At 68.7% G+C, this 25,884-nt stretch carries 27 protein-coding genes and 1 pseudogene; 6 read left to right on the top strand and 22 right to left on the bottom strand.

Annotation, left to right across the window (positions count from 1 at the left end; all coding sequences use genetic code 11):
- Positions 1-28 precede the first annotated feature (28 nt).
- Positions 29-601 carry a hypothetical protein gene (locus tag HNQ67_RS03475; RefSeq protein WP_183252338.1) on the bottom strand — a complete coding sequence of 191 codons (573 nt, stop codon included), beginning with the start codon at positions 599-601 and terminating at the stop codon, positions 29-31.
- 323 nt (positions 602-924) lie between these two features.
- Here HNQ67_RS03475 and HNQ67_RS03470 point away from each other — a divergent pair, with 323 nt between their 5' ends.
- Positions 925-1,371, top strand: a complete 447-nt coding sequence (locus HNQ67_RS03470) for a BLUF domain-containing protein (RefSeq protein ID WP_183252336.1) — start codon at positions 925-927, stop codon at positions 1,369-1,371.
- On the opposite strand, the gene HNQ67_RS03465 is transcribed toward HNQ67_RS03470, so the two are convergent.
- The 8 genes and pseudogenes from HNQ67_RS03465 to HNQ67_RS03430 form a co-directional block, all read right to left on the bottom strand.
- Entirely contained in the window at positions 1,331-1,843 is a 513-nt protein-coding gene (locus HNQ67_RS03465; RefSeq protein WP_183252334.1) for a hypothetical protein, read from the bottom strand. The genes HNQ67_RS03470 and HNQ67_RS03465 overlap by 41 nt on opposite strands.
- Positions 1,844-2,224: 381 nt before the next feature.
- Positions 2,225-3,049 (bottom strand): 16S rRNA (adenine(1518)-N(6)/adenine(1519)-N(6))-dimethyltransferase RsmA, encoded by an 825-nt coding sequence (rsmA, locus tag HNQ67_RS03460; RefSeq protein WP_246347417.1) that lies wholly within the window; start codon positions 3,047-3,049, stop codon positions 2,225-2,227.
- Positions 3,050-3,148: 99 nt separating this feature from the next.
- Positions 3,149-3,505, bottom strand: coding sequence for an endonuclease domain-containing protein (locus HNQ67_RS03455; protein ID WP_183252332.1), 357 nt, complete (start codon positions 3,503-3,505; stop codon positions 3,149-3,151).
- A gap of 230 nt (positions 3,506-3,735) precedes the next feature.
- A pseudogene (pdxA, locus tag HNQ67_RS03450) lies at positions 3,736-4,725 on the bottom strand (4-hydroxythreonine-4-phosphate dehydrogenase PdxA); the annotation flags it as partial.
- Positions 4,722-6,062, bottom strand: a complete 1,341-nt coding sequence (locus tag HNQ67_RS03445) for a peptidylprolyl isomerase (RefSeq protein WP_183252329.1) — start codon at positions 6,060-6,062, stop codon at positions 4,722-4,724. The gene HNQ67_RS03445 and the pseudogene pdxA, both read right to left, overlap by 4 nt.
- Before the next feature lie 98 nt (positions 6,063-6,160).
- Positions 6,161-8,611 (bottom strand): LPS-assembly protein LptD, encoded by a 2,451-nt coding sequence (locus tag HNQ67_RS03440; RefSeq protein WP_183252327.1) that lies wholly within the window; start codon positions 8,609-8,611, stop codon positions 6,161-6,163.
- Positions 8,612-8,657: 46 nt separating this feature from the next.
- Positions 8,658-9,773: an LptF/LptG family permease gene (locus HNQ67_RS03435; RefSeq protein ID WP_343054799.1), complete on the bottom strand. Its 1,116-nt coding sequence runs from the start codon at positions 9,771-9,773 to the stop codon at positions 8,658-8,660.
- Positions 9,770-10,903, bottom strand: coding sequence for an LptF/LptG family permease (locus HNQ67_RS03430; RefSeq protein ID WP_183252323.1), 1,134 nt, complete (start codon positions 10,901-10,903; stop codon positions 9,770-9,772). Before HNQ67_RS03430 ends, HNQ67_RS03435 begins: the two co-directional genes overlap by 4 nt.
- A 133-nt stretch (positions 10,904-11,036) precedes the next feature.
- Here HNQ67_RS03430 and HNQ67_RS03425 point away from each other — a divergent pair, with 133 nt between their 5' ends.
- Positions 11,037-12,512 (top strand): leucyl aminopeptidase, encoded by a 1,476-nt coding sequence (locus tag HNQ67_RS03425; RefSeq protein ID WP_183252321.1) that lies wholly within the window; start codon positions 11,037-11,039, stop codon positions 12,510-12,512.
- 231 nt (positions 12,513-12,743) lie between these two features.
- On the opposite strand, the gene HNQ67_RS03420 is transcribed toward HNQ67_RS03425, so the two are convergent.
- The 7 genes from HNQ67_RS03420 to HNQ67_RS03390 all read right to left on the bottom strand — a co-directional run bounded on the left by HNQ67_RS03420 (position 12,744) and on the right by HNQ67_RS03390 (position 17,915).
- Positions 12,744-13,073, bottom strand: coding sequence for an I78 family peptidase inhibitor (locus tag HNQ67_RS03420; protein ID WP_246347416.1), 330 nt, complete (start codon positions 13,071-13,073; stop codon positions 12,744-12,746).
- Entirely contained in the window at positions 13,064-13,336 is a 273-nt protein-coding gene (locus HNQ67_RS03415) for a peptidase inhibitor I78 (RefSeq protein WP_183252319.1), read from the bottom strand. The genes HNQ67_RS03420 and HNQ67_RS03415 overlap by 10 nt, the downstream gene beginning before the upstream one ends.
- A complete protein-coding gene (locus HNQ67_RS03410) occupies positions 13,333-13,626 on the bottom strand; it encodes an I78 family peptidase inhibitor (RefSeq protein WP_183252317.1) in 294 nt (97 codons plus the stop codon). Before HNQ67_RS03410 ends, HNQ67_RS03415 begins: the two co-directional genes overlap by 4 nt.
- Before the next feature lie 18 nt (positions 13,627-13,644).
- Positions 13,645-13,878: a hypothetical protein gene (locus HNQ67_RS03405; RefSeq protein WP_246347415.1), complete on the bottom strand. Its 234-nt coding sequence runs from the start codon at positions 13,876-13,878 to the stop codon at positions 13,645-13,647.
- Positions 13,879-13,955: 77 nt separating this feature from the next.
- Positions 13,956-14,414, bottom strand: a complete 459-nt coding sequence (locus tag HNQ67_RS03400) for a DNA polymerase III subunit chi (protein ID WP_183252315.1) — start codon at positions 14,412-14,414, stop codon at positions 13,956-13,958.
- Positions 14,415-14,475: 61 nt separating this feature from the next.
- A complete protein-coding gene (locus HNQ67_RS03395; protein ID WP_183252313.1) occupies positions 14,476-15,882 on the bottom strand; it encodes a serine hydrolase in 1,407 nt (468 codons plus the stop codon).
- A gap of 131 nt (positions 15,883-16,013) precedes the next feature.
- Complete coding sequence (locus HNQ67_RS03390; protein ID WP_183252311.1) at positions 16,014-17,915, bottom strand: ABC-F family ATP-binding cassette domain-containing protein; 1,902 nt, start codon at positions 17,913-17,915, stop codon at positions 16,014-16,016.
- A gap of 133 nt (positions 17,916-18,048) precedes the next feature.
- On the opposite strand from HNQ67_RS03390, the gene ndk reads away from it, so the two are divergent.
- A complete protein-coding gene (gene ndk, locus HNQ67_RS03385) occupies positions 18,049-18,468 on the top strand; it encodes a nucleoside-diphosphate kinase (RefSeq protein ID WP_183252309.1) in 420 nt (139 codons plus the stop codon).
- A 57-nt stretch (positions 18,469-18,525) separates the two neighbouring features.
- Here the strand turns inward: ndk and purN are convergent, their stop codons facing one another.
- A complete protein-coding gene (purN, locus tag HNQ67_RS03380) occupies positions 18,526-19,134 on the bottom strand; it encodes a phosphoribosylglycinamide formyltransferase (RefSeq protein WP_183252307.1) in 609 nt (202 codons plus the stop codon).
- Positions 19,134-20,513: a M20/M25/M40 family metallo-hydrolase gene (locus HNQ67_RS03375; protein ID WP_183252305.1), complete on the bottom strand. Its 1,380-nt coding sequence runs from the start codon at positions 20,511-20,513 to the stop codon at positions 19,134-19,136. The genes purN and HNQ67_RS03375 overlap by 1 nt, the downstream gene beginning before the upstream one ends.
- A gap of 113 nt (positions 20,514-20,626) precedes the next feature.
- Here HNQ67_RS03375 and HNQ67_RS03370 point away from each other — a divergent pair, with 113 nt between their 5' ends.
- Complete coding sequence (locus HNQ67_RS03370; RefSeq protein ID WP_183252303.1) at positions 20,627-21,082, top strand: hypothetical protein; 456 nt, start codon at positions 20,627-20,629, stop codon at positions 21,080-21,082.
- On the opposite strand, the gene purM is transcribed toward HNQ67_RS03370, so the two are convergent.
- The gene (gene purM, locus HNQ67_RS03365; RefSeq protein ID WP_183252302.1) at positions 21,079-22,122 is read right to left on the bottom strand and encodes a phosphoribosylformylglycinamidine cyclo-ligase; all 1,044 of its coding nucleotides are present in this window, start codon (positions 22,120-22,122) and stop codon (positions 21,079-21,081) included. The genes HNQ67_RS03370 and purM overlap by 4 nt on opposite strands.
- 80 nt (positions 22,123-22,202) lie before the next feature.
- Here purM and rnd point away from each other — a divergent pair, with 80 nt between their 5' ends.
- Positions 22,203-23,351: a ribonuclease D gene (rnd, locus tag HNQ67_RS03360; protein WP_183252300.1), complete on the top strand. Its 1,149-nt coding sequence runs from the start codon at positions 22,203-22,205 to the stop codon at positions 23,349-23,351.
- Between the two features lie 77 nt (positions 23,352-23,428).
- On the opposite strand, the gene HNQ67_RS03355 is transcribed toward rnd, so the two are convergent.
- Positions 23,429-23,890: a peptidylprolyl isomerase gene (locus HNQ67_RS03355; RefSeq protein WP_183252298.1), complete on the bottom strand. Its 462-nt coding sequence runs from the start codon at positions 23,888-23,890 to the stop codon at positions 23,429-23,431.
- A 67-nt stretch (positions 23,891-23,957) separates the two neighbouring features.
- Positions 23,958-24,548, bottom strand: coding sequence for an SOS response-associated peptidase family protein (locus HNQ67_RS03350; RefSeq protein WP_183252296.1), 591 nt, complete (start codon positions 24,546-24,548; stop codon positions 23,958-23,960).
- A 61-nt stretch (positions 24,549-24,609) separates the two neighbouring features.
- Here HNQ67_RS03350 and HNQ67_RS03345 point away from each other — a divergent pair, with 61 nt between their 5' ends.
- Entirely contained in the window at positions 24,610-25,320 is a 711-nt protein-coding gene (locus tag HNQ67_RS03345; RefSeq protein WP_183252294.1) for an RlmE family RNA methyltransferase, read from the top strand.
- Here the strand turns inward: HNQ67_RS03345 and HNQ67_RS03340 are convergent.
- On the bottom strand, positions 25,317-25,865 hold the full coding sequence (locus HNQ67_RS03340) for a DUF2061 domain-containing protein (protein ID WP_183252293.1): 549 nt from the start codon (positions 25,863-25,865) through the stop codon (positions 25,317-25,319). The genes HNQ67_RS03345 and HNQ67_RS03340 overlap by 4 nt on opposite strands.
- Between the last annotated feature and the right edge of the window lie 19 nt (positions 25,866-25,884).

Raw genomic sequence — 25,884 nt, 5'->3', positions numbered from 1 at the left:
GACAGCCCCGCAATCCGCGCCGCCCGGCTCAAACCGTCTCCTCCCCGTCGCGAAGCGATGGGGAGGGGGACCGCGAAGCGGTGGAGGGGTCGAGGTCATCCACCACCGCGCGCCAGTCTTCGCCCAGCACCTTCCTTCGCACCGCCTCGAACGCGGCCTGATCCGGCTCCCCCGGATCGCCCGGCCCGTCGCCGTCCAGCCGCGCCGCCGCCCGCGCCATCACGTCCGCCACCCGCGCCGCTTCGGCCGCCCCGGTCATCTGCCCGATCTTCATCAGCCGCACCGCCGCCTCCAGCGCCGTTCGCGCCGCAGCCCGCGGGTCCAGTTCCGCGTCCTCGAATCCGTCCGCCGCCGCTTCGGCCGCCGGCGCCGCTGCGGCCTCCTCCGGATCGGGCATCCCCGCCTCCTCGGCCTCGGCCAGCGACGCCTTGCTCCAGCCCTCGCGGCGGATGCGCTGGCGGATGGCGTATTCGGTGACGTTGAACACCTCGGCCAGCCGCGGCGCGCTCTGCCCGGCCAGATAGCGCGGCCGTATCAGGGCCCAGGTCCGCTTGCCGCGAATGCGATAGGGGTTGCGTCGGGGGGTGTCGTGCTTTTCCATCCCGCCATTATCGCCCCGCCGCTTCATGGGGCGGGTTCAGGACGCTGTCGCGACACGAAAGGCGCGGGCGATCAACGCCTTGGCCCGCCAGATTGTGATGGCTGGCGGCGGATTGTCAGCATTTGTCGCGCATGTCTCGGGTGTCGCCGCTGTCGCCGGCGGCGGTGTCCCGGATGTCTCGCGGAAAATGTCTCGGGCGACGGTCCAGGTCCCGCGCCGCGTTCAGGGACCGGCTCTCGACCCTTTGGAAGGCCCGGGAGGGCCTGCAATGCAACCCGTCGGCTCCCCGCGCTGTTTTTCCTGCAGCGGCAGGGAGGACACAGATGTTCGGATCACCTCGTCACGACGCGCTCGAGCGGATCGTCTACTGTAGCAAGGCCTGCGTCGACACCGCTTCCCTGCAGATCATTTCCGAGATCCTCGGCGTTTCCCGACGCAACAATGTCCGTGACGGCCTGACCGGCGCCCTTGCCGTCAACGACGGCTGGTTTCTCCAGGTCGTCGAGGGCCCGGGTCCGGCGCTGGACGGCCTGCTCCGCCGCCTCGCCGACGACGCGCGGCACGCCGAGATCGAGCTTCTGTCGCGCCGCACCGTGTCCGGCCGCCTGTTTCCCGACTGGACCATGGTTGCCGCCCGCATCACGCCGGAGATCGCCCCACAGCTTCAGCGGCTGATCGACCAGTGCCGCGTCTCGCCCGAGGCCGCCGTCGACGCCCTGCTGCGCATCGTCACGGGACGGACGGGCGCGGTGGAGTCGGAGGCGCGGTAGGCGAGGCGGCCCGGCGCTTCGCCGCCGTCGCCCGCGCCGCTTTCGCCCACGCAGCGGAACCGGCCGGCGGCTCCCCCGCCACCCAGCGTTCGAAGACGCTCAGCAACAGGACCAGGTCGATCAGAAACCAAAGGCCGACACGGGCCGAGGCGACGGCAAAGTGCGCGACCGCGGCGTGCAGCATCCAGAGAGCGTAGGTGAGCAGGAGCAGACAGGTCGCCGCAGCCATGACAGCCGGCCACCAACGGTTTGATCGAAACCACAGGCCGCCGAAGATGAGCAGAGAGACGGATTCTCGGATCATGGACGCGGTATAGGAAGCTTCGATTTCCCACCGCCAGGTGACGAACGACGTCAGGTTGTGGATCAGCAATACCCCCACGGCCAGTCTCTCTGGAGGTCCGCCGCGCATCCAGACAACCGTGTAGACGATCAGGCCGAACAAGATTTCTGCTTGCTGCCAGACGGTCACCGTAGGCCGATCTCCACCGGTTCAGTCCGGGCCCGCCCCGGTTGTGACAGATCATCGCCCCGGCGTCACCGGCGCTGTCGGCCGTCCCGGACCAAGTCGGACAGCAGGCCTATACGATGCGCCTTCAAGCGCCGCGGGAGATCGCTCTATCGTGCCCGTCTGCCTCGTGCATTCTGGATCCGTCGAGGCGCGCGCCAGCACCGCGTCGAGATCGCTGCGCGCGGCCATGCGATCCGGATCGACGTCGTCGCCCAAGCGGACCGCGCCGTGACGTTCTGCGTCGTCAGGGCGATCGGCCAGATGACGGCGTAGCGCGACGTCTATGCCGTGGGATGGGCGAGCGTCGAACCCGGAACGGCGCCCTCGGCCGCGCGGGACGACTCAGGCCAGCGCCGCCGCCAGCCGCAGGAACCCCGCCAGATCCACCACCTCGGCCCGGTCGTCCGGGGCGATCCCGGCCGCCTCGCACAGTCCGGCCCCGCCCAGCGTCTTCAGGCTCGAGCGCAGCATCTTGCGGCGCTGGCCGAAGGCCGCCGCCGTGACCCGTTCCAGCCGTTTCAGCGTCTCCCGGTCCGCCCGGTCCGGGCGCGGGACCAGATGCACCACGGCGCTGGCCACCTTCGGCGGCGGGGTGAAGGCGGCGGCGGGCAGGTGCATGACCAGTTTCGCCTCGCACACCGCCTGCGAAATGACCGCCAGCCGGCCGTAGGCCTCGTCCCCGGGCCCTGCGACGATGCGCTCGGCGACTTCCTTCTGGAACATCAATGTCAGGGCGTGCGGCGTCCACGGCCCGGTCAGCCATTTGATCAGCAGCGCCGTGCCGACATTGTACGGCAGGTTGGAGACCACATGCGCCGGTCCGTCCGCCAGATCGCTCTCGCGCACCTTCAGCGCGTCGCCCTCGACGATCTCCAGCCGCCCCGAGCCGTCATCGAGTTCCTTCAGCAGCGGGATGAACCGCGGGTCCTTCTCGACCAGCACCACCTTGCCGGCGTCGCTCTCCAGCAACGCCCGCGTCAGCCCCCCCGGCCCCGGTCCCACCTCGATCACGCTCCGCCCCTCGAACGGCCCCGCCAGCCGCACGATCTTCCGCGTCACGTTCAGATCCAGCAGGAAATGCTGCCCGAACGACTTCTTCGCCAGCAGGCCGTGGGCGTCGAGCGTTTCGCGGAGGGAGGGGAGGTCGGGCAAGGGGCTGTCCATCATCGTATCCTTCTCCCCCTGGGGGAGAAGGTGGCCCGGAGGGCCGGATGAGGGGTAAGCCAGCCGCGCCCCGACGCCAACCGTTTTGGGACTTCACCAAACTCAGCGTCCGCTCACCGTCGCCGCATGTCGCCGGATCGCCTCAAGCACGACCGCCGGATTGCCCAGAAACGCCTCGTTCCCGAAGCGCAGCACCGTGAACCCGGCTTTCGCCAGTCGGGCGTCCCGCTCCGCGTCCCGATATTCAAGTAGCCGATGCACGCCGCCGTCCAATTCGATCGCCAGCCGAATCTCCGGACAGAAAAAGTCCGGTATCGCGCCCGCGGTGGGCGCGTGCCTGCGGAACTTGAGCCCGTCGCACCGTCTGCCCCGCAGCATGGCCCACAGCTTCGCCTCCGCGCCGGTCATCTCGACGCGCAGGCGTCTGGCTTGTCGCGTCCTCGACGGCGTCTGGAACATCGGAGAACCTCCAGCGGCGATCCTGATGGATCAACCGGGAGATGGCCAGACGATACATCCGAAAGTCGCAGACCGCATCCTTCTCCCCTTGGGGGAGAAGGCGCCCCGGAGGGGCGGATGAGGGGTGAATCGGCTCCGGATCGGCTGACCGCCGGCGGGCTTCAAACAGCCCCCTCATCCGGGCCTCCGGCCCACCTTCTCCCCCGAAGGGAGAAGGAATCCTGACCCGCCCTTGCCCTGGCCATCTCGCCCGCCAGCGTCACCGCCGCGATCAGGCTGTCGGCGCGCGCAACGCCCTGGCCGGCGATGTCGAAGCCGGTGCCGTGGTCGGGCGAGGTGCGCACCACCGGCAATCCCAGCGTGGCGTTGACCCCGCCCCAGAAGTCCAGCGTCTTGACCGGGATCAGCGCCTGGTCGTGATACAGGCACAGCACCGCGTCGTAGCCGGCCCGGGCCGCGTCGTGGAACAGGGTGTCGGCGGGCTGGGGATCGGTGATCTCGACGCCTTCGCCGCGCAGGGCCGCCGCCGCCGGAGCCAGCACCCCGATCTCCTCCAGCCCCAAGGCTCCGCTCTCGCCGGCGTGGGGGTTCAGCGCCGCCAGCGCCAGACGCGGCCGGGCGATGCCGAAATCGCGCTTCATCGCCTCGTGGACGACGCGGGCGGTGCGCCGGACGCGCTCGCCCGTGACCAGCTCCGGGACCTCGGCCAGCGGCGCGTGGATGGTCACCAGACAGGCCCTCAGGTCCTTCGCGGTCAGCATCATCACCGGGCCCCGCACCCCCGCGAACGGCGCCTCGGCGGTCAGTTCGGCGATGAACTCCGTATGGCCGGGAAAGCGGAAACCGGCGGCGTACAGCGGGGCCTTGGCGATCGGGGCGGTGACCAGACCGGCGACCTCGCCGGCGAGGGCCAGGTTGACGGCCTGTTCGATCCAGTCGGCCACCGCGCCGGCGTTGGCGGCCTCGGGCCGGCCCGGCGTGACCGGGGCGGGCAGGGGAGAGTCGAGCACCGGCACGGCGCGGGCGAAGGCGCGGGCGGCGTCGGCGGGCGCCGCGATCGACTCGACGGGGACGCCCTGGGCGCGCATCAGCGCCGCGTCGCCGACGACGGCGAACGGTTGCGGCCCCTCCTTGAGGGCGCGCCAGGCGGCGGCGATGATCTCGGGTCCCACGCCCGCCGGCTCGCCCATGGTCAGGGCCAGCGGCGGGGCCGGGGTCACTGGCGGAACTCGATCAGGGCGTCCTCGCGCAGGTCGCGCATATAGCGGCGGCCCAGGTTGGCGAGGTTCTGGCGGAACAGCTGGTTCTCGACGGCGCGGCGGTCCGGGGCCTCGGCTCCGCCGACGCGGCGGCCGCAGACGCCGACCAGGTGCAGACCCAGCGGGGTGCGGATCGGGGTGCTGACCGAGCCGACCTCGGCCGAACGCGCGACCTGCTGGAACTGCGGGGCCAGGTTCTGCACATCGGCCTCGCCGAGGTCGGCGCCGAGCAGGCCATGCTCCGACGTCGCACGCTGCAGCATGTTATCGCAGGTCAATTGCGGCTGGAGGGCGGTCAGCCGCCGCGCCGCCGCCGCCACCTCGGCCTCGCTCGCCGTCTCCGCCAGCTCGACCATCACCTGCTTCAGCTGCACCAGGCTCGCCGACGCCCCCTCCCGCTTGTCGCGCATGTAGATGATGTAAACGCCCCCCTCCACCGGAATCGGCCGCGAAAGCTGCCCAACTTCAAGCTGGTCCATTGCCTGCTGGAGAGTCGGGTTTACGGTGCCAGCAACGACCCAGCCCGCATCGCCTCCACGGGTCGCGGACGGGGCGGCCGAGAACTGTTGCGCCACGTTCTGGAACGGAGCCCCCTGGACCATCTGCTGGACTAGCTGGGCGGCGCCGTTCATCGCGGCTTGTTGGCCGCCCACCCGAGCGGCCTCGATGTAGATTTCGCCGATCAGGTACTGCTTCTTGGACGCGGCCTCGGAAAGCTGGCGCATGGCGGCGTCGACCGCGCCCCTGCTAACTCTGGCCCGGCTCTGGAATCGACCGCCGACCAGCTGCTGCCAGCCGATCTGGGTGCGCAACTGGTCGCGGAGAGTTTGCTCCCGAATGCCGCCGGCCTCAAGGAAGGCCAGATAGGCGTCGGCGGTGACCCCGACCTCCTGGGCCATAGCGGCGATTTCCCGAGTCACTTCCTCGTCGCTGACGACGAGCCCCTCGTAGTTTCTCAATTCCTGCATCTGCAAGCGTTCGTCGATCAGGGCGTTGAGGGCTTCCTGCTGGATGGCGGGAATGTTCTCGGGCGTGGGCTGGACCTGGGTCATGGCGATCAGCAACAGCATACGCTGCCGGAGATCGAAGCCGGTGATGACGCTGTCGTTCACCGTGGCCAGGATGCCGTCGGCCATCTGGAACTGCGGCGCGCCCGCCGGCGCGGCGGGGGGGGTCTGCGCGGTGGCGGGATTCAGCGTGCCCGCCGCCGCCGGCGGCTGCGGAGCGGTCTGGGCCATGGCCGTTCCCGCCAGGAGGGCGGCGATCGCCACGCCCGTGAAATAACGCTGAAAACGCATATTAGTCCTGGTTCCTCAAGCGGCGCCGTGGGTTCGAGCCCCGTTCTGGCAGCCCGCGCACGACCGAGATCGCACGCCGGCCGGCGCCTGTCGCCCCGTCAATATCCTGTACCGCCGAAAGTGGCGAGGGTTAGGCGCACATAAGGGCCCTCGGAGGGGCCGGACGGCCTCACGCTGGTATTGTCCCGCCGCCAGCCGAGTTCGAAACGGAAGCAGTCGTCATCGAACAGAAGGCCAATCTCGGATTGCACCAGATAACCTGGATCGGGCTGGCCCGGACGGGGCGTCCGTTCGAGATCGGCGATTCCCGCAAAGGCCACCCCCCAATTGCCATACAGGAACTGCTGACCCGCCAGTTGGACGAATTCGTAGTTCCGGTTGTTCGGCCCGGCCAGAGGGTTGGAGCGGTCGAGAATGTAGCTGACCGTCGCCAGGTTTCGCCGCCCCCATCGGCCGTCGACGGCGATCTCTGCCCGCCGCACATTGCCGCCGGAATCGATCGTGGCATGGCCCCAGCCGCGAATGCGGTCCGACGGTGAGAACTCGCCCTGCATGACCCAGTCGGAGGTGTCTGCCGCCAGACCGGTCGGATCGTAGAGATCGCCCGGAGAGTCCGGAACGGGAATCAGGAAGGCGGGCTCTTCGTCGGACCGGAAGCTGCGGCCGATGAACAGGCTGGCTTGCCGTCCGGCGTCCCAGCGCAGCGTGGTCCGCGCGCCCGTTGTGAGGCGCAGGCCGCCCTCGTAAAGATCGTGCCCCGGGAACCGGTCCACCCTGAACAGCGAGCTCTCGGCGAGTTCGATGGTCTCGCTGTCTTCGTTCGGGATCCGGGGGTCAAGATCCGGATCGGTCGAGAGCGACAACTGCGCTATAGGCTCGAGGATCATCTCCGTAGCCCCAAATCGCCGGATCAACGGATAGCTGACGTCGACGCCTGCCGTGGCGCGCCCGCGCCCGATCGATTCCTCGTCCAGCCCAAGGGCGGGTGGCAGGTCGGCGACGGAATAGTAATCGGCGCGCAGGTCGATGAACGGCTCCCATCGCACGCCCGCCGGCGAGATCATCGTCTTGCGCCAATCGGCCTGGGCCGACACCCGTCGGCTGTCGACGCCAGGGAAACCCAGGGTCGGCCCGGTGGGGAGAACCTGCGGCCGGAGCACCGGGCTGCCGACGTAATCGTCGCGATAGAGGGCGACCGCCGACCCCCGCAGGCGCAGCCGTCCGCCCAGCACGGGCCCGTCCGGCTCCCATCGCGCTTCCACCAGAGGTGCGACGGCGGGAAGCGCGCCGTCGCGCTCGAACTCGTTCAATGCGGGGGTGATCGGGTCGAACTTCGCCACGCGCAGGCTCTGCAAGGTGAAGGCGGCGACCGAGACATAGGACCGGTCGGTCTGATGCTCGGCGTAGATTTGGCTGATGAGCCGGCGCTGGTCGCCGTAATAGAGACCGTTGTCCTGATAGGGGTCGCGCACATCGTAGCGGTCGAACAGGGTCTTGTCCGAGGTGCGCTCGGCCGTGAAGCCCCAGCGCCATGGGCCCGCCGGATCGAACCGGCCGTGCCCGAGGAAATAGCTGCGGCTGGTGCGGTCGCCGAATTTTACGTTGCTCTCGGCATCGCCGTCGTTGTCGAGATCGAAGTCGCCGAAGTTCCGCTCGTAGGTGTAGCCGCCGCGCAGCACGACCGTGCCGTCTGCGAATCGACGGCGCCATTGCAGGTTCAGCAGCGGCGCGACCCGGTTGTTAAGCTGGGGACTGATCAGCCAGTCCTCCGATGGTGACACCACCTGAAGATAGGGAACCTCAAGGCTTAAGCCCCGACCTTCGTCATAGCTGGGAGTCGGTGCGAGGAAGCCGGAGGCCCGCTCGACCGTCGGGTCCGGATGGGCGAACCAGGGCAGGTAGAAAACCGGCACGCCTCCGACCCTGAAGACGGCGTTTCGGTACAGCACCGCGCGCAGGCTCTCGTCCTGCACTACCTTCTCTGCCTGGATGGCGACGCTCGGCTCCCGGGGATTTCCTTCAGCGTCGCAGATGGGGCAGGGGGTGAACAGGGCGTAGTTCAGCTCGTTGACGTTCTCGCTGCGACGCACGGCCGTGGCCGCCATCAGGCTGGCCCCGTTGCGGAAGCGGGTGGCGAAGTCGACGGCCACGCCGGCCTTCAGGTCGGAGTCGAGCTCCAGATGACTGGCGAAGACGACGTTGCCTTCGGGATCAATGAACTCGACCCGGTCATCGGCCGTCGCCACGCCCAGATTCAGATCATAGGACAAGCTGCCGGCGCGCAGGGTGGTGTTGCGGAAGCGGGCCAGAACCCGCTCCGTCCCGCCGGCCGCGGAGATTACGTCTCCGTCGCGCGACGCGGTGTCCGCCTCCAGATAGACCGCTTCCGGTGTCAGGCCGTCGAGGCCGGGCTGCGCGACGGGGCCACCGGCCGGCGGAGTCTGTTGGGCCTGCGCCGTCCCGCTCCATGACGCCACGGCCACGGCCGCCGCGCCGGCCAGAAGCCGGAGGCGCAGGGCTCCTGTTTCGGCGTGGCTGTCACGCGGCATTCAGGCTCACTCGATGGGCGGCAAAGGAGGATGGGCGACGGCTCGCTTAGCCGTCTTCGGTATAGAACAGCAAGGTGAAGGCGGCGAGCGCCGTCAGCATTGGCGGCAGCCACGCCGCCAGCCAGGGCGGGATCACCTCTGCCGAGCCGAACGCAGACGCCGCCTGGTTGACGAAGAAAAAGCCGAAGCCGAGCACCACCGCCGCCAGGCTCATCCGCGCGAGGTCGCCCAATCGCATCAGTCGCAGCGAGAAGGCGGCGGCGAGGATCGACATGGCCGCGAACATCAGGGGCGTGGCCAGCAACTGCTGGAGCCTCAATCGATAAGCCGTACTGGAAAAGCCCGCCGCCTCGACCCGGGCGATTTGACCGGGAAGCGACCAGAACGGGGTCGACTGCGGCCGCGCGAATCGCTCGAAAGCCTCGTCGTCGGCAAGGCTGGAAAGCAGGTCGAGCGTTTCGTAGCGCACTGCCCGTTGGCCGACCTGGGCTCCCACGGCGTCGACCAACCGCCAGCGACCGGCGCTCAACGAGGCGGACGCCGCGTCGATCCGCTCCCGGAAAGTGCGATGACCGTCGCCGTCGTTGGCATAGATGAAGAAGGTCACGCCGAGGAGTTGGGCGTTGCTCCGGTCTTGTCGTTCCGCGCGAATGACCATCTGCCGGGTGTCGTCGCCCTCCCGAATCCAGACTGCTTCCGCCGCGTCCCGGGCGCCCGAGAGTCGGCTGCGCTCGCGCTGGAACAGGCCGTCCCCTGACGCGGCCAGAGGACCCAGAGCTGTCACCGTCAGCGCGCCGAACAGGAAGGCCGCTCCCGCAGCCGGCAACACGAACCGCCAGGCCGACAACCCGGCCGCGCGCATGGCGATCAGCTCGCTTCTCCGGTTCAACCCCACGAAGGCGGCGAGGGTGCCGAACAGAAAGACGAACGGCAGCAGCTGGATGATCACCTGCGGCGATTTCAGCAGCATGAGCCCGAGGATACGGACGCCGGACAGGTCGACGTCCGAGCCCACGCCCCGGGAAATTTCCACGAAGTCGATGAGCATGATCAGGGCGGCGATGACGCCCAGCGCGATGGCCAGATAGCGCGCCTGCTGGAGGAGCACATAGCGCTCGATCCGCCCCAGCCTCAGCCATGAAGGCGTGGTGTCGGCGCTCACGCGAACCTCGCCTTCAGGCGATCGTAGGCCGGCCATGACCGCCGCCGCCGGGGCTTGAGCGCGCGGAACAGCAGGCGCAGGGCGACGACGGTCGCCGCGAGAGGCAGGAGGTATTGGAATACGTTCAGCCAGCCGTTCCAAGCGCTGGCGGCCACTACGCCGTAGCCGACGATGCGGATGGTCAGGAACGCCGCCGCCACCTGGGCGATCCGCAGGCCGTAGCCGGTGCGGCTGAACTGACCGCCGAGGATGGCCGAAAGCGCCATCGCCATGGCCAGCAGCGCATACAGGGGGGCGGACAGCCGCGAATGCGCCTCGGCCCTGAGCTCGCCGGCGGATCCGATCCGGTCGAGATCCTGCGGGGAGGGGTTGAGCAACTGGGTCAGGTAAAGATCGGACGGCTTGTAGCGGACTGTGTCCGTGACCTCGGTGTAGGGGCCCAGCGGCACATCCTGACGCCCGAAGGAGAGGTGTTCGAGCACGCCCCGGCTGGAGTATCGCTGCCACGACCCATCGATAAGGGTCAGGATCGGCTCGCCGTCGATCCGGGAAAATCGGGCCTCGGCCGCGTCCCAGGTGGTAACCCGATCATCCTCGGCCAAGTAGATGAAGATGTTCTTCAGCAGGCCGTTTTGTTCGATCTGCTGGACATAGACTGTCAGTCCCTCGGGCCCCTGGACGAAGCGGCCCTCCTCGACGAGCAGGGCGGCGAGATCGGTGCGGACGGCGAAGGCCTCGGCCCGCGCCTGCCGTTGCGCCCACGGCTGCAGCACAGTGGTGACGACCAGAGTCAGGACCGCAGCGATGGCCGCGATGCGCACGGCCGGCCGAATCGCCGACCAGCGGGTGACGCCGGATGCGAAGACCGCGGTGAGCTCCTGTTCCCGCTGGAGTCGGGTGAGGGCGACGAGGGCTCCGACGAACAGGCCGATCGGCACGATCACCGCCAGAAGCTGGGGCACGGCGAGCAGGGTCAGCTTGACCATGACCCAGACGCTCTGACCGCGCTCGACGATGATTTCGAGCTGGTCGAGGCTCTGGCTCAGGATGCCGATACCGGCCAGCGCGGCGCACGCTCCCACGACGGGGCGGGCGATCTGGCGAAATAGATAGCCTTGAATCAGCGTCATAAGCGGAGAAAATCGCCCGTTGCAGGCGGCGGCGGGAACGCCTCTAATACACATCCCCACGCACCGGCGACAGTCGCCCGCGTGCGTCACTGCAAGTACGACCGGGGCGTTCCATCCCGGCAGGAGTAGCCTCATGAAGATCGAGTTCGTCGCGAACGCCAGCGGAGCCGAGGTGCTGGCGGTACTGGTTCACGAAGGCCGCGCCTTCCAGGGCAAGGGCGCCGAACATGATACGGCCGCCTCGGGCGCCCTAACCCGGGCCATGACCGCCGGCCGCTTCACGGGTGGCGCGAACAGCACCCTCGTCGTTGCGGCCCCAAGCGGGATCGACGCCGACACGGTGGTGCTTACCGGCGCGGGCGATCCAGGCAAGTTCGACGATCTGGCGATGGAGACGGCTGCCGGCGCCGCCTATCAGGCCGTCAAGCTCTCGGGCGCGAAGACGCTGACCATCGACGCCGGCTCCCTGTCCGCCGATCAGGCCGCGCGCGCCGCCTTCGGCGCCCGCCTGGCCGCCTACCGGTTCCTCAAGTACCGCACCACGCTGAAGCCCGAGAAGACCCCGTCGATCGAGACCATCAAGATCGTCGCCGGCGACGTGAAGGCAGCCCAGGCCGCCTGGGGCAAGCTCTCGCCCGTCGCCGCGGCCGTTGAATTTTCGCGTGATCTCGTCGCCGAGCCGGCCAACGTCCTGTATCCGGTCGAGTTCGCCAAACGCGTCAAGGCGTTGGAAAAGATCGGCCTCGAGGTCGAGGTGCTCGGCGAGAAGGAGCTGGAGAAGCTCGGCTTCCGCACCTTGCTCGGGGTGGGGCAGGGCAGCCGCCGCGAGAGCCAGGTCGCCATCATGAAGTGGAACGGCGGCAACAAGGGCGACCAGCCGATTGCCTTCGTCGGCAAGGGCGTGACCTTCGACACCGGCGGCATCTCAATCAAGCCGTCGGACGGCATGGAGGAGATGAAGTGGGACATGGGCGGCGCGGCCGCTGTCTCGGGCTTGATGCACGCCCTCGCGGGTCGCAAGGCGAAGGTCAACGCCATCGGTGTCATCGGCCTGGTCGAGAATATGCCGGATGGGAACGCCCAGCGCCCCGGCGACGTGGTCATGTCGTTGTCGGGCCAGTCGGTCGAAATCCTGAACACCGATGCCGAGGGCCGCCTCGTCCTCGCCGACTGCCTCTGGTACACCCAGGAGCGGTTCAAGCCGAAATTCATGCTCGACCTGGCGACGCTGACCGGGGCCATGATTGTCGCCCTTGGCCTTGAATATGCGGGTGTTTTCTCGAACTCGGACGAGTTGGCGAACAACTTCCTCGCCGCCGCGCCCAAGGTCGGCGAGAACGCCTGGCGGATGCCGATCCCGGAGGCTTACGAGCGTCACATCGACAGCCCGATCGCCGATGTGAAGAACACCGGAAACGGCCGCGCCGGCGGCTCGATCACCGCCGCCCTGTTCCTGCAGCGGTTCACCAACGGCGTCCCGTGGGCCCACATCGACATCGCGCCGACGGCCTGGGTCAAGGACAGCAAGAACCCGACCGTGCCCGACGGCCCTGTTGGCTGGGGCGTCCGCACCCTCGATCGCATGGTGGCCGATAGCTACGAGAGCTGATGCGGCGGCATCGCGGGCCGTAGCCAGTTCGTGACGATTTCGACCAGCGCCGGACGGGCTATCGGCCCGTTCGGACGGCCATTTCGATCAGCTCGACCAGAGACATGCGTCACATTCGCCCGCGACAAGCGGGACATATCCGCGACCCGGCCGCTACAGATCATGGACACGGCGGCTACACCGGCAGGGACATCCGCGACACACGCGACTCCCGAGGTAGCGGGGCGAGGCTCAGCCGCAGCCGAGGCGGACGACGGTCTGGCTGTCCGGATCGATTTCGATGTTGAGCCGATCGGGCCGCAGGTCCTGGGTCACCGGCTGACCGGTTTCGTAGATCCGCCAATTCGCCCGCGACGGAGGGGCCGGCAGGTCCGAGCGTGCGCGACCGACCCAGTCCTGACGTTCGGCCGCCCCACACCCATCGGCCGGAACCGGGGTGGGCGGCGCCTCCGGTCTGGCCGGAGGGGATGGACGGGGCTCAGTCGGCGCGGACGGGGGCGCCGGTTCGGTGCAGGCGGCCAGCGTCGCCGCGGCCCCGAGGGTCAGGACGATCAGCCGCAATCCACCCTCCGGATGATGCCCGTGTCCTGGTCAAAGCGAACGTTGAGCCGGTCCGGGCGCAGGTCCTTGGTGGTGGGGCAGGTGGTGCAGACCACGCGGACATTGGCGTCGGCCGGGAAGCTGACGGCGCCGACGTGCGATCCGATCAGGGACTGGTTGGCCCCGGCGTCGCAGCGCTGGGGGATCGGGTCGCCCGCGCTCTCCGGCATCGGGGCGCAGGACGCCAGGACGAGCGCGCCCGCCGTCAGGACAAGGGTTCTCATCCGCATTTGACCTCCCGGATCACGCCGCTGGACTGGTCGTAGAGAATGTTCAGGCGGGCGGGGTTGTAATCCATGGTCACCGGGCAGGTGGTGCAGGTCACGCGCCAGACCTCTCCGGCGGGCCGGGCCGGGAGTTCGGACCGGTTGCGGCCGATATAGCGTTGATAGTGGTCGGCGCGACACTGGGACGGGCTGTCCCCGGGGGGCGTCGGCGCGGGGCCCGGCTCGACCGGGGCGCAGGCTGCGATCAGCAGGCCGGCGGCGGCGAGGCTGGGCAGATGAATCTTCATGGGGCGTCTCCCTTGGCTTCAGCCGCAGCGAACCTGTTCGACGATGTCCGTCTGGTCGTTGAAGAAGATGTTCAGGCGGTGGGGCGAGAACTCCTCGGTCACCGGACAGGTGGTGCAGGTCACCCTGCGGTTGACCACGTCAACGGGAACGGGGATCTCGGTCTTCGGTTTCCCCACCAGCCACTGCAGCTCGCCGGCCTTGCACAGGTCGGCGGTGGGGCTGACCACCGGAGCGCCGATCGGCTGGCTCATCTGGGCCCGCTCCACCGTCCGGGGCGCAGGCGCGTCAGACGCCGGGGTCGAACAGGCCGCGAGCGCGGCGAGCGCGATCAGGCCGCCTTTTCCCAGCGTCCCTCGGGCGACTGCTTCCAGTAGGCGAGATTGGCGCCGCCGTCCTTCAACGTCTTCCAGCGCACCCGGGCCGCAGCCACCGCGGTGTCGTCCCGACCGTCGAAGATGATGAAGCATCGATCGAACCCTTTCGTATCGCCAAGCTCTGCGTCGTCCAGGATGAACAGCGCCTGAGCGCCGTTCGGGTTCTCGGCGGACTGCGTCAGAAGGATGGGTTGCCGCGCCGCTTCCGGCTCCGAGGCGCGGCCATGGGCCAGAAAACTGTCGTCGCGATAGGTCCAGAGCCGCTCGTCGAGATCGTCCAGCCGCCGCTGGTCGGCGGCGCGGACCAGCGCCCGCCAGCCTCGCTCGCGCGTCTTCTCGAGCAGGCCCGGCAACACCTGATCGAGCGTCGAACGTTCGAGGTGGTAGAACCAGATTTCGGGGTGTTCAGCCATAGGGCCGGCATCTTAGCCGGGGGACCGGCCGTTCGCCTACAGGCGACAGGCCCGAGCCGCGTTACTTCTTCGGCGCGGGCGTGTCCCTGCCGCCCTGGTGCAGGATCAGACCGTCGACGGTTCCCGAGGAGTCACGGGTGAAGGTGACCTGGGCGTCGACCACGCGCAGGAAGAACGCGTCGGCGGATTCCGCATGCAGTTCGAATGCGTCCTGGCCGGTCGCCTGCGCCATCAACCTGTCGTCCACCAGCGATACAGTGATGGCGAATGTCGGGGTCAGCTCGTAGACGCCTTCGTAGGCTCTCAGCACTTCGGGCGCGACCGTGAAGGCCTGACGCTCGCCCGGCAGGGTGACGGCCTGACCGCGCGCAAGCGCCATAAGCGAGGCCCCGACCTGATCCGGGCCGGCGCCATTGAGATTCCCAAGGACGACGACCGTCATCCGGCGCGCCGGATCATAGGCCAGATAGGTGTTGAAGCCTTCGATGCCGCCGGAGTGGCCGACGGTGGTGTTTCCGTCCTTCTCCGTCACGATCAGACCGAAGGCGTACTGGTTGCGAACCGGCGTCGTCAGAAGCGTGAGCGATTCCGGACGCAACAAACGGCCGCCAAACACTCCCTGTGTCCATTTCAGGAGATCGTGAGTGGTGGAATAGAGCGCACCCGCGCCCTGGGGGATGCTCATATCCACATAGTCGGCGTTGATGATGCCACGGGCGCTGGGCGTGTACCCCGCCGCGCGACGCGGCAGGATGGCGGCGTGGCTGTCATAGCCGCTGTCACTCATGCCGAGCGGCTGGAACAGCGCACCGGCGACGAAGTCGGCGTAGGACTGGCCGCTCGCCTGCTCGACGACGGCGGTCAGGAGGACATAGCCTGAATTGGAATAGGCCCAGCCCTCGCCCGGCTGAAAGTCGAGCGGCCGATCGCGGAAGCGCGCGATCAGGCTGTCCAGGGTGGCGGGCAAGGTCTTCGTCGCGTCGTAATCGTCGAAGCTGGTGAAGCTGGGCACGCCGGAGGTGTGGGTGAGCAGGTGGCGGACCGTGACGTCATCCCAGGCCGCCGGCGCGTCCGGCAGCCAGGTCTTCACCGGCGCGTCCAGATCCACCAGACCGCGTTCGTGCAGGATCATCACCGCGACGGCGGTGAACTGTTTGGTCACCGACGCCAGGCGGAACTTGGTGTCGCCGTCATTGGGGATGTTCCATTCCCGATTGGCGAGGCCGTAACCCCGGTCGAGCAGGATTTCGCGATCGCGGGCGACCAGAACCGAACCGCTGAACTGCTCGGCCTCGACCGAGGCTCGCACGACCTGGTCCATACGCTCCGGGTCCCGGGCCAGCGCGGGGGCGGCGCAGAGCGCCAGGGCCGTCAGGCTGACGAGGGTGAGGCGGATACCGCCGCGACGGCCCTGAACCGGATGGCGGCCCTTCGGGCCCTGGTTCCTGGAGACAGTGGAATCGAACATTCTGGCACCCCGCTGGAGCGTGACTCTCACGCCTTCGACGACAAGGAGGCCGTCCGCGCCGCCTGTGGATGCAGCCGGCAGCATGAGGTTTCTGTAATAACGCCCGTCTGGTCCCGCTCCAAGGGTCGGTCTCAGTTCACCTCCGCCAACGCCTCCTCGGCCTGCATCCAGGCGGCCTCGGCTGCTTCCAGATCGGCTTGGGTTTTCGCGCGTGCCCGGGTCAATCCCTCCAGCGCCTTCGGATTGCTGACCGCGGCGTTGGCGAGATCGTCGTCGATGCGGGCCACCTCGGCGGTGAGGGCCGCCATCCGCTCTTCCGCCTTCTTCACCGCGTGACGCAGTGTCGAGGGGGACGGGCCGGATTTCTTCTTGTTCGCCCTGTCGTTCGGGCCGCGGGCGCTGTCTACCTGAAGGCTGACCTTCGCCTCGGCCTCCGCCTTGATCTGGGACGGCTTCACCGCCGCCTGCTTTGCCCGGTCGAGGACGAATTTGGCGTAATCGTCCATGTCGCCGTCGAAGGGCTTCACCGTGCCGTCGGCGGCCAGCCACAGCCGGTCGGCGACCAACTCCATCAGCGAGCGGTCATGGGTGATCAGGATGACGGCGCCGGAGTATTCGTTGAGCGCATCGAGGAGGGCCCGGCGGCTGTCGATGTCGAGGTGGTTGGTCGGTTCGTCGAGGATCAGGACGTGCGGGGCGTCCATCGCCACCTGATTGAGCAGCAGCCGCGCCCGCTCCCCCCCGGACAGGGACGCCACGGTGGTTTCCTGCTTTTCATAGCCCAGACCCCATTGGGCCAGCTTTGACCGACGGCTGCTCTCGCTCGCGTCCGGCATGGCGCGGCGGATGATCTCCAGCGGCGTGTCGGTCGGGTCCATGGCCTCGATCTGGTGCTGGTGGAACCAGCCGACGCGCATCTTGCGGTCGCGGTGCAGTTCGCCGGTCTCGACGTCCAGCGCGCCCGCGATCATCTTGGCGAAAGTCGACTTGCCGGCGCCGTTGACGCCGAGCAGGCCGATGCGGTCGTCGAGGTCCATGCGCAGGTTGAGATTGCGCAGGATCGGCTTGCCGGGCTCATAGCCGACGTTGGCGGCCTCCAGCCGGATCAGCGGCGGCGCCAGCGGGCGCGGCGGGGAGGGCAGTATGAAGGGCGCGACGCGCTCCTCGATGGTGGTCGAGACCGGCTCCATCTTGGCCAGCCGCTTCATCCGCGACTGCGCCTGGGCGGCCTTGGAGGCCTTGGCCTTGAAGCGGTCGACGAAGGCCTGCAGGTGGGCGCGCTCGGCGTCCTGCTTGGCCTTGGCCGAGAGCTGCAGTCGGGCCTTCTCGGCGCGGGCCTTTTCGAACTGGTCGTAGTTGCCCGTGTAGAGGGTCAGGGTCCGGTTCGCGAGGTGCAGAATGTGGGTGCAGACCTCGTTCAGCATCTCCCGGTCGTGGGAGATGATCAGGGCGGTGTGCGGATATTTCTTCAGCCGCGCCTCAAGCCACAGGGCGCCTTCGAGGTCGAGGTAGTTGGTCGGTTCGTCGAGCAGCAGCATGTCCGGCTCGGCGAACAGGGCGGCCGCCAGGGCCACGCGCATGCGCCAGCCGCCCGAGAACTCGGACATCGGCCGCTGCTGGTTGTCCTGGTCGAAGCCGAGGCCGACGAGGATTTCGGCGGCCCGGGCCGGGGCGGCGTCGGCGTCGATCTCGATCAGCCGGGTCCAGATCTCGCCCATCTCCTCGGGCTCGGCGGTCTCCAGCCGGGTCAGCAGGTCATGGCGCTCGACATCGGCCTCGAGGATGGTTTCCAGCACGCTGACGGGGGTGGCCGGGTGCTCCTGATCGACCGAGGCGACGCGGGCCGTCTTCGGCAGGGTGATCTCATCGCCGCCGGCGGCCAGCTCGCCGAGGATCAGCTTGAACAGCGTCGACTTGCCGATGCCGTTGCGGCCCACAAGGCCCACTTTCGATCCCGGCGGCAGGCTGACCGAGGCGTCCTCGAGGAATTTGCGGCCCCAGGCGCTGAAAGTCAGGTCGGTGATCTGGAGCATGAAACAATCGAGGTCAGCGCACGTCCCTCAAGCAGCGAGGCGCCGCGCGCCGAGCGTTAGGGACGCCTTGGAAAGGTCGGAGGGCGCGTCTATAAGCCCGCGACCCTCAATCTCCCAACAAGAAGTCACTCCCATGACCGAACGTACGTTCTCGATCATCAAGCCCGACGCCACGCGCCGCAACCTGACCGGCGCCATCAACGCCGTGATCGAGGGCGCCGGCCTGCGCATCGTCGGCCAGCGCCGCGTCAAGCTGACCGAGGCCCAGGCCAAGAAATTCTACGAAGTCCACGCCGAGCGTCCGTTCTACGGCGAACTGGTCGGCCAGATGACCGCCGAGCCGGTCGTGGTCCAGGTTCTGGAAGGCGACAACGCCGTGGCCCGCTACCGCGAAGTCATGGGCGCCACCAATCCGAAGGACGCCGCCGACGGCACCATCCGCAAGCAGTTCGCCCTGTCGATCGGCGAGAACTCGGTGCACGGTTCGGACTCGATCGAGAACGCCAAGATCGAGATCGAGCAGTTCTTCGCCGACGATCAGATCGTCGGCTAAGCCTTTTCGGCTTTCGGAATATCGAGCGGCCCCGGCGAGCGATCGCCGGGGCTGTTTTCATTGCGTTCGACCCCGACCGGCCCGGCAGAAGTCGGCCAGAACCCGCGGATAGAGTTCGTGCTCCGCGGTCAAAACCCGCTGCGCCAGAGAGGCCGGGGTGTCGTCGGGCAGGACCGGCACACGCGACTGCCCCAGCAGGGGGCCGTCATCGACGCCCTCGGCGACCAGATGCACCGAACAGCCGGCCTCGGCGTCGCCGGCGGCGAGGGCGCGCGCGTGGGTGTCCAGACCCGGATATTTGGGTAGCAGGCTGGGGTGGATGTTGACCATCCGACCCTGCCACCGGCCGACCAGCCACGGCGTCAGCAACCGCATGTAGCCGGCGAGGGCCACGACCTCGACGCCGTGCGCCTCCAGCACCGTCTGGACGGCCCGTTCGTGAGCCGCGCGGTCCTTGCCGAGGGGGCGGTGGTCGACGACGGCGGTGGCGACTCCCCGGGCCTGGGCGACGGCCAGTCCGCCGGCGTCCGGTTTGTTCGACAGCACCAGAACCACCTCGAACGGGGCGTCGGACGGCTGCGCGGCGTCGATCAGGGCGGCCATGTTGGACCCGGCGCCGGAGATCAGGACGGCCACGCGCGCGCGGCCGGAAGGCGGCATGGACATCAGCGCGCGGGCGGGGCGGGGTCGCCGACCGAAACGAACGACCCGGCCGGCCCGGGGAAGACCACCGGACTTTCATAGCCGCCCGCGGAGACCGCGGAGACGCCGAAGAAGTAGTCGTCGATGACCACGCCCGGCAGGGTCAGCTCGGTCGCCGATCCGGCCCAGCGGCTATGGGTCCATTGCGACGCGGTGGTCGGCCGCCACCAGACGCGATAGCCCGCCGCGCCGGGGACGGCCTGCCATCTGACGGTGGTGTCCGGCTTGACCGCGCCCTCGATGGTGACGCCGAGCGGCGTGGCCGGGGCGTTGGCGAGGGCGGCCATGGCGACGATGTTCAGTCGCGCCACCTGGCCCAGATAATCGAAGTCGACGCCGTCGATGGTGTCGCCGTAATGGACCCCATCCTCGACCCGCAGGTCCTGGTGCTGGCGGTCGTAGTTCTCGGCCCCCTCGCTGATGCGCACGGCGGGGAAGCCGTGGCGCAGCATCTCGACCTGGTCGCCGCCGCGGCCGTAGCGGTCGGTGCGGTAGATCATCTCGACGTCGAAATTGGTCAGATAACGCTCGGCGACGGCGTCGATGAAGCGGGCCAGATTGCGCGACGACGAATCGACTTCACCGCCGTTGTAGCGCCGGCGTTCCGCCTGGGCGGCCGTCTCTACGGTCTTGGTGCCTTCGGAGAAGACGCGCACCCGGGTGGTGTCGCGCACGCCCGACTGCCCCTGGGAATTGCCGACGATGTCGTTGTTCAGATTGGCCTCGACCCGCCAGCCCTGCGCTTCGGCGTAATCGGCGACGATCTTGCCGCCCAGCAGGCCCTGTTCCTCGCCCGACAGGGCGGCATAGACCAGGGTGGCGTCGAAACGGTGTCTCGACAGAACCCGCGCCGCCTCCATCACCGCCGCCACGCCCGAGGCGTCGTCGTTGGCGCCGGGAGCGTCGTCGGTGAAATTCATCACGTCGCTGACCCGGGAATCGAGGTGCCCCGAGATGATGATGACCCGGTTCGGGTCCCCTGTGCCGCGCTGGATGGCGACGATGTTGACCACCTCGGTCGGCGTCGGCACCCGGGCGCCGGTGACGGTGTCCGAGGGCGTCACCACGGTCAGGCAGCCGCCGCAGTCGCGGCTCATGGCTTCGAACTCGCGCTGGACCCAGCGCCGGGCGGCCCCGATGCCGCGGGTGTCGGACTGCGTCTCCGACAGGGTGTGGCGGGTGCCGAAGCCGACCATGGACTCGATGTCCGCCCGCATCCGCTCGGGCCGGACCTCGGCGGCGAGCCGGTGCAGCAGGGCGTGCTCGTTGGCGGCGGGCGTCTGGGCGGCCGCGGATCCGGAGACCAGCACCAGCCCGGTCAGGGCGATCGAAAGCGCGCGCATCAGCGACCTCACAGCGGGGAAGGCGCGGACCTTGCCGGGGCAGGGCGCGGCGGTCAATGCGGGCGGCTTGCGCCGGAGCCCGTCCTCCGGGACAGTGTCTCGAGGAGAACCAGATGCACCCGCTGATCCTTGCCGCCGCCCTCGTCGCCGCCCCCCAGGATTCGGGTCAGATCACGCGACAGATCGTCGTCGGCGTCTGCCTGCCGTTCGCCGCTTCGGGCGAGGTTTCGGCCGACAACATCGCCCTCGCCGGTCTGGTCCGGCGGCCGGGCGGCGACGAGCGCGATCTGCAGACCGCCAACGGGCACCACCTCGTCAAGTTGACGCTGACCGGGAACGCCCGGGACCACAACCTGCGCCGGGTGTGCGAGGTGCAGGCGCGGGCGGGCGGCTTCGATCAGGCGCGGGACGCCGTGGCGGGCCCGCTGGAGAGCGCGGGCTTCGCGCCGGTTCCCGACGAGCCCGAGGACTGGCCGGTGTGGACGCGTGAAGGCCTGACGGCCACCGTGCACCAGAACCCCGGCCGCGCCACCATCGTGCGGGTCAGCTATTCGCTCCTCGAAGACTAGGCTGGGTCGGCCGCCAGCTGGCCGCAGACGAAGGCCGCCTCGCCGGCGTTGAGCAGGGCCGCCAGCACCGGCTCGGCGTTTTCCGGCGCGACCACCAGGATAAAGCCGACGCCGCAGTTGAAGGTCCGGCGCATTTCGTGATCCGAAATCCCGCCGGTCTCGCCCAGCCACTGGAACACCTGCGGCAGGGGAATGGCGTCCCAGTCGAACTCGGCGTGCAGACCCTCGGCGATGCAGCGCGGCGGATTCTCGATCAGGCCGCCGCCCGTGATGTGCGCCGCGCCCTTGACCAGCCCCGCCTTCATAAGAGGCAGCACCGGCTTCACATAGATACGGGTCGGCTCCATCAGGGCCTGGGCCAGGGTGCGGTCGCGAGCGAAGGGGGCGTCGTCCGCCCACGACAGACCGGACTTTTCGACCACCTTGCGGATCAGGGAGTAGCCGTTCGAGTGCGGTCCGGATGAAGCCAGGCCGATGATGACGTCGCCCGGAGCCTGCCGGTCCAGATACGGCAGGGCGTGGCCGCGCTCGACGGCGCCCAGCGAGAAGCCCGCCAGATCATAATCGCCGCCGGCGTACATGCCGGGCATTTCGGCCGTCTCGCCGCCGACCAGCGCGCAGCCCGCCTGACGGCAGCCTTCGGCGATCCCGGCCACGACCCGCTTGGCGGCGTCGATCTCCAGCTTGCCGGTGGCGTAGTAGTCGAGGAACAGCAGCGGCTCCGCGCCCTGGGCCAGCAGGTCGTTGACGCACATGGCCACCAGGTCGACGCCGACGCCGTCGTGGCGTCCGGTCTCGATGGCGATCTTCAGCTTGGTGCCGACGCCGTCGGTGGTGGCGACGATCAGCGGATCCTCGAACCCCGCCGCCTTGAGGTCGAACAGGGCCCCGAATCCGCCCAGCGACGCCTCGGCGCCGGGCCTCCGCGTCGACTTCGCCAGCGGCTTGATGGCGTCGACCAGCATCTCGCCGGCGTCGATATCCACGCCGGCATCGGCGTAGGTGAGGCCGTTGCGCGGGCTGTCGGGGGTGTCGCTCATCGGTCACGGGCCTGAATCAGTGGGCGGATTTGTGCGGCGGCTCTTGCCACAACCGCATCGCGCGGGGCTATAGCATCCGAATGACGCCGATCACCACCACCGAGGGGCTGCGCGACTTCTGCGCGAAGCTCTCGAACCAGCCCTTCATCACGGTCGACACCGAGTTCATGCGGGAAACGACCTATTGGCCGCGACTGTGCCTGATCCAGGCGGCGTCGGCCACAGACGCGGCCATCATCGACCCGATGGCCGAGGGCATCGACCTCGAGCCCTTCCTCGAGCTGCTGCGCGACGAATCGATTCTCAAGGTCTTCCACGCCGCCCGCCAGGACGTGGAGATCTTTGTGAAGCTGGGCGCCATGCCCCGGCCGATGTTCGACACCCAGGTCGCCGGCATGGCGGCGGGGTTCGGGGATCAGGTTTCGTATGAAGCCCTGGTCCGCCAGATGCTGCGGCAGGAGGTCGACAAGGGCAGCCGCTTCACCGACTGGGCGCGCCGTCCGCTGTCGGACGCCCAACTCACCTACGCCTTGGGCGACGTCACGCATCTGGCCGCCCTGTTCCCGAAGCTGCGCGAGCGGCTGGAGAAGGACGGCCGCCTGAGCTGGGTCACCGCCGAGATGGAGGACCTGACCGACCCGGCCCTCTACGACACCGATCCGGAAAAGGCGTGGAAGCGCCTGAAGCCGAAGAAATATTCCGCCAAATACCTGGCCGCCTTCGTGGCCACGGCGGTGTGGCGCGAGCGGGCGGCGCAGGAGCGCGACCAGCCGCGCGGCCGCATTCTCAAGGATGAAGCCATCGACGAGATCGCCGCCCAAGGCCCCACCGATCCTGACGCCTTCAATCGCCTGCGTTCGGTGCCCAAGGGCTTCGGCGCCTCGCGTCTCGGGGTCGAACTGACCGCCGAACTGAACCGGGTGCTGGCCGATCCCGAGGCCCACGCGCCCAAGCTCGAGCGCCCCTCCCACAACCAGCCGGCGCCGCCGTCGGTGGTGGAACTGCTGAAGGTGCTGCTCAAGGCCAAGAGCGACAACGCCGGCGTGGCCACCAAACTGCTGGCCAACGTCGCCGACCTGGAGAAGATCGCGCTCAGCGACGAGGCCGATGTCGACGCCCTGAAGGGCTGGCGCCGCCAGCTGTTCGGCGAGGACGCGCTGAAGCTCAAGCGCGGCGAGATCGCCCTCGTGCTGAACGGCCCGCGGGTCGAGGTTGTCGAGATCGAATAGGGGCTAGGGCTTGGGGCTTAGGGCTTGGTGGGAGCGCGTCCCCAAGCCCCAAGCCCTAAGCCCTACGACCTACGACCTCAGCTCACCGTCGCCTTGACGATCTTGCCCGGGTTGCGGGGCGGCTCGCCCTTGGGCAGGGCGTCGACGTTGTCCATGCCATCCGTCACCTCGCCCCAGACCGTGTACTGGCGGTCGAGGAAGGTGGCGTCGTCGAGGCAGATGAAGAACTGGCTGTTGGCGCTGTTGGGGTCCGAGGTGCGGGCCATCGAGCAGACCCCGCGGACATGCGGCTCGGCCGAGAACTCGGCCTTCAGGTTCGGCTTGGACGAGCCCGAGGTGCCGGTGCCGGTCGGATCGCCGCCCTGGGCCATGAAGCCGGGGATGACGCGGTGGAAGACCACGCCGTCGTAGAAGCCTTCCTGCGCCAGCTCGCTGATGCGGGCCACGTGGCCGGGCGCGAGGTCGGGGCGCAGCTTGATGACCACGTCGCGGGCCTCGCCGTCGCCGGTGTCGAGGGTGAAGGTGAGGGTGTCGGCCATCGGGCGCTCCTGTTTGAGTTGGGGCGCTCTTACATCCCGGCGCGGGACCGCGAAACCCCGGCGTCGTTCACAGCAACGTCGGCTCGAGCGGCGGGAAGGCCCGCTCCACCGTCAGGCTTCCGGCGGCCAGCGGGCGAAGCAGCGCGTCCTCGGGCCGGGTCAGTCCCAGCCAATCCGGTCCCAGATCCGGCGGCAGCACCACGACCTGGCGGTTGTGATACGGCGCGACGTCCTCGCCGGGCTCGGTGGTGAGCAGAGCGAAGGCTCCGTCCCGGACGATGCCCGCCATCCAGAACCATTCCTCGCCCTGGAGGGTGAACAGCCAGCGGGTCTTGCGCTTCTGGCCAGGCTGGGGATCGGTGAATTCGAAGAAACCGGAGGCCGGGACGAGGCAGCGCCGGCTGCCGTCAAAGCGCCGCCCGTCCGAACGGAAATTGAACACCGGCCGCCGGTTCGGACCCTTCCACGCGAAGGGCAGGGGCGCCATCTCCGGCCCGTCCTCGCCCAGCGTCACTACCGCGGCCGAATCGCCGATGGTCACCTCGTCGCGCGGCTCGATGTTCGGGCGTCCGGCCGGGAAGCGCAGCGGGAAGCGCGTATGGCTGAACGACGCCTCGACGACATGCAGGGGGAGCTTGACCTGGAACTGGCTGCACATGCGCCGAACCTGCCCGAGGTCGCGCCTTCCGTCGACCGAAGGCGGATGACATAAGCGCTTCATGTCCGACGAAGAAGCCAAACCCGAACGCCGCCGCATGGTGCGCCCGCCCTCCGGCGGCACCGCGGCCGGCCGCGGCATGGGCACGAAGATGAAGACGGCGGACACCAAGTCGATGTCCAGCCAGCAGTGGATCAAGCGCCAACTGTCCGACAAATGGTCCGAGCGCGCCCGGGCCGAGGGCTGGCGCAGCCGCGCGGCCTTCAAGCTGCTGGAGATCGACGACCGCTTTCACCTGATCCGGGCGGGCAGCCGGGTCATCGACCTCGGCGCCGCGCCGGGCGGCTGGGTGCAGGTGGCGCTGAAGCGCGGGGCGAAGGCCGTGGTCGGCGTCGACCTGCTGCCGATCGAGCCCATCCCCGGCGCGGAGCTGGTCCAGGCCGACTTCACCCACCCGGGGGTGGACCGGCAGATGATGGACCTGCTGGGCGGGCCGCCCGACCTCGTCCTGTCCGACATGGCCCACAACACCGTCGGTCACCGCCAGACCGATCACCTGAAGATCATCGCCCTGATCGAGATCGCCGCCGACTTCGCCATCCGCACGCTGAAACCGGGCGGCCATTTCGTGTCGAAGAATTTCCAGGGCGGCGACGCCGGCGGCGTGCTCACGCGGCTCCGGGCCGAGTTCGAGACGGTCAAATACGTGAAGCCGGAGTCGAGCCGGAAGGACAGCGCCGAGGTCTTCCTGGTGGCGATGAACCGGCGCTAGGCCCGCGCCATCTGCGCCGCCCGCGCCTTGCGGGCCTCGATCCGCGTCCAAACGCGGTCGTGCACGGTGAAGAAGACGGTCTGCACCAGCGGCTCGATGATGCCGATGGCCAGCGCCAGCCGCCAGTTCCAGGTCAGGGCGTAGGCCACAGCCACCGCCACGGCGAAATGCATCACGCCATAGGTCACCGTCTTGGCGGCGATCTGTTTGAACGATCGCGGCAGCACGTGGCTGTGGCCGCAACCGGCTCCGTGGGCCCGGGTCTGTTCCTCGGGCGTCATGAAGCCGAGACGGGCGGTGAAAGCCTCGGAGGCCTCTTCCACGCCCGACAGCATTCCGCGTCGCTCGATGCGGTGCCAGACCCGGTCGTGGATCGAATAGGCGATGGTCTGGAAGAAGGGCTCGACGGCGCCCACGGCCAGCGCCAGCCGCCAGTCGCGGGTGATGGCGAAGGCCACGAGGATGGCCACCACCAGGTGCATCACGCCATAGCTCGCGATCTTCAGCGCGAGGCGACGGGCGGTGTTGATCAACAGTCGGACCATTCGTCCTTCAGATGTGGGG

Origin of the sequence: Brevundimonas basaltis (genome assembly GCF_014202075.1) — a bacterium.
In the GTDB taxonomy this organism is placed as follows: domain Bacteria; phylum Pseudomonadota; class Alphaproteobacteria; order Caulobacterales; family Caulobacteraceae; genus Brevundimonas; species Brevundimonas basaltis.
This window is presented reverse-complemented; position numbering and strand designations above follow the sequence as displayed.

Bases quoted from the DNA above. Each gene is read 5' to 3' on its own strand.
- HNQ67_RS03475 (WP_183252338.1), bottom strand. From the start codon at position 601: ATGGAAAAGCACGACACCCCCCGACGCAACCCCTATCGCATTCGCGGC.
- HNQ67_RS03470 (WP_183252336.1), top strand. From the start codon at position 925: ATGTTCGGATCACCTCGTCACGACGCGCTCGAGCGGATCGTCTACTGT.
- rsmA (WP_246347417.1), bottom strand. From the start codon at position 3,049: ATGATGGACAGCCCCTTGCCCGACCTCCCCTCCCTCCGCGAAACGCTC.
- HNQ67_RS03455 (WP_183252332.1), bottom strand. From the start codon at position 3,505: ATGTTCCAGACGCCGTCGAGGACGCGACAAGCCAGACGCCTGCGCGTC.
- HNQ67_RS03445 (WP_183252329.1), bottom strand. From the start codon at position 6,062: ATGCGTTTTCAGCGTTATTTCACGGGCGTGGCGATCGCCGCCCTCCTG.
- HNQ67_RS03440 (WP_183252327.1), bottom strand. From the start codon at position 8,611: ATGCCGCGTGACAGCCACGCCGAAACAGGAGCCCTGCGCCTCCGGCTT.
- HNQ67_RS03430 (WP_183252323.1), bottom strand. From the start codon at position 10,903: ATGACGCTGATTCAAGGCTATCTATTTCGCCAGATCGCCCGCCCCGTC.
- HNQ67_RS03425 (WP_183252321.1), top strand. From the start codon at position 11,037: ATGAAGATCGAGTTCGTCGCGAACGCCAGCGGAGCCGAGGTGCTGGCG.
- HNQ67_RS03415 (WP_183252319.1), bottom strand. From the start codon at position 13,336: ATGAGAACCCTTGTCCTGACGGCGGGCGCGCTCGTCCTGGCGTCCTGC.
- HNQ67_RS03410 (WP_183252317.1), bottom strand. From the start codon at position 13,626: ATGAAGATTCATCTGCCCAGCCTCGCCGCCGCCGGCCTGCTGATCGCA.
- HNQ67_RS03405 (WP_246347415.1), bottom strand. From the start codon at position 13,878: ATGAGCCAGCCGATCGGCGCTCCGGTGGTCAGCCCCACCGCCGACCTG.
- HNQ67_RS03400 (WP_183252315.1), bottom strand. From the start codon at position 14,414: ATGGCTGAACACCCCGAAATCTGGTTCTACCACCTCGAACGTTCGACG.
- HNQ67_RS03395 (WP_183252313.1), bottom strand. From the start codon at position 15,882: ATGTTCGATTCCACTGTCTCCAGGAACCAGGGCCCGAAGGGCCGCCAT.
- HNQ67_RS03390 (WP_183252311.1), bottom strand. From the start codon at position 17,915: ATGCTCCAGATCACCGACCTGACTTTCAGCGCCTGGGGCCGCAAATTC.
- ndk (WP_183252309.1), top strand. From the start codon at position 18,049: ATGACCGAACGTACGTTCTCGATCATCAAGCCCGACGCCACGCGCCGC.
- purN (WP_183252307.1), bottom strand. From the start codon at position 19,134: ATGTCCATGCCGCCTTCCGGCCGCGCGCGCGTGGCCGTCCTGATCTCC.
- HNQ67_RS03375 (WP_183252305.1), bottom strand. From the start codon at position 20,513: ATGCGCGCGCTTTCGATCGCCCTGACCGGGCTGGTGCTGGTCTCCGGA.
- HNQ67_RS03370 (WP_183252303.1), top strand. From the start codon at position 20,627: ATGCACCCGCTGATCCTTGCCGCCGCCCTCGTCGCCGCCCCCCAGGAT.
- purM (WP_183252302.1), bottom strand. From the start codon at position 22,122: ATGAGCGACACCCCCGACAGCCCGCGCAACGGCCTCACCTACGCCGAT.
- rnd (WP_183252300.1), top strand. From the start codon at position 22,203: ATGACGCCGATCACCACCACCGAGGGGCTGCGCGACTTCTGCGCGAAG.
- HNQ67_RS03355 (WP_183252298.1), bottom strand. From the start codon at position 23,890: ATGGCCGACACCCTCACCTTCACCCTCGACACCGGCGACGGCGAGGCC.
- HNQ67_RS03350 (WP_183252296.1), bottom strand. From the start codon at position 24,548: ATGTGCAGCCAGTTCCAGGTCAAGCTCCCCCTGCATGTCGTCGAGGCG.
- HNQ67_RS03345 (WP_183252294.1), top strand. From the start codon at position 24,610: ATGTCCGACGAAGAAGCCAAACCCGAACGCCGCCGCATGGTGCGCCCG.
- HNQ67_RS03340 (WP_183252293.1), bottom strand. From the start codon at position 25,865: ATGGTCCGACTGTTGATCAACACCGCCCGTCGCCTCGCGCTGAAGATC.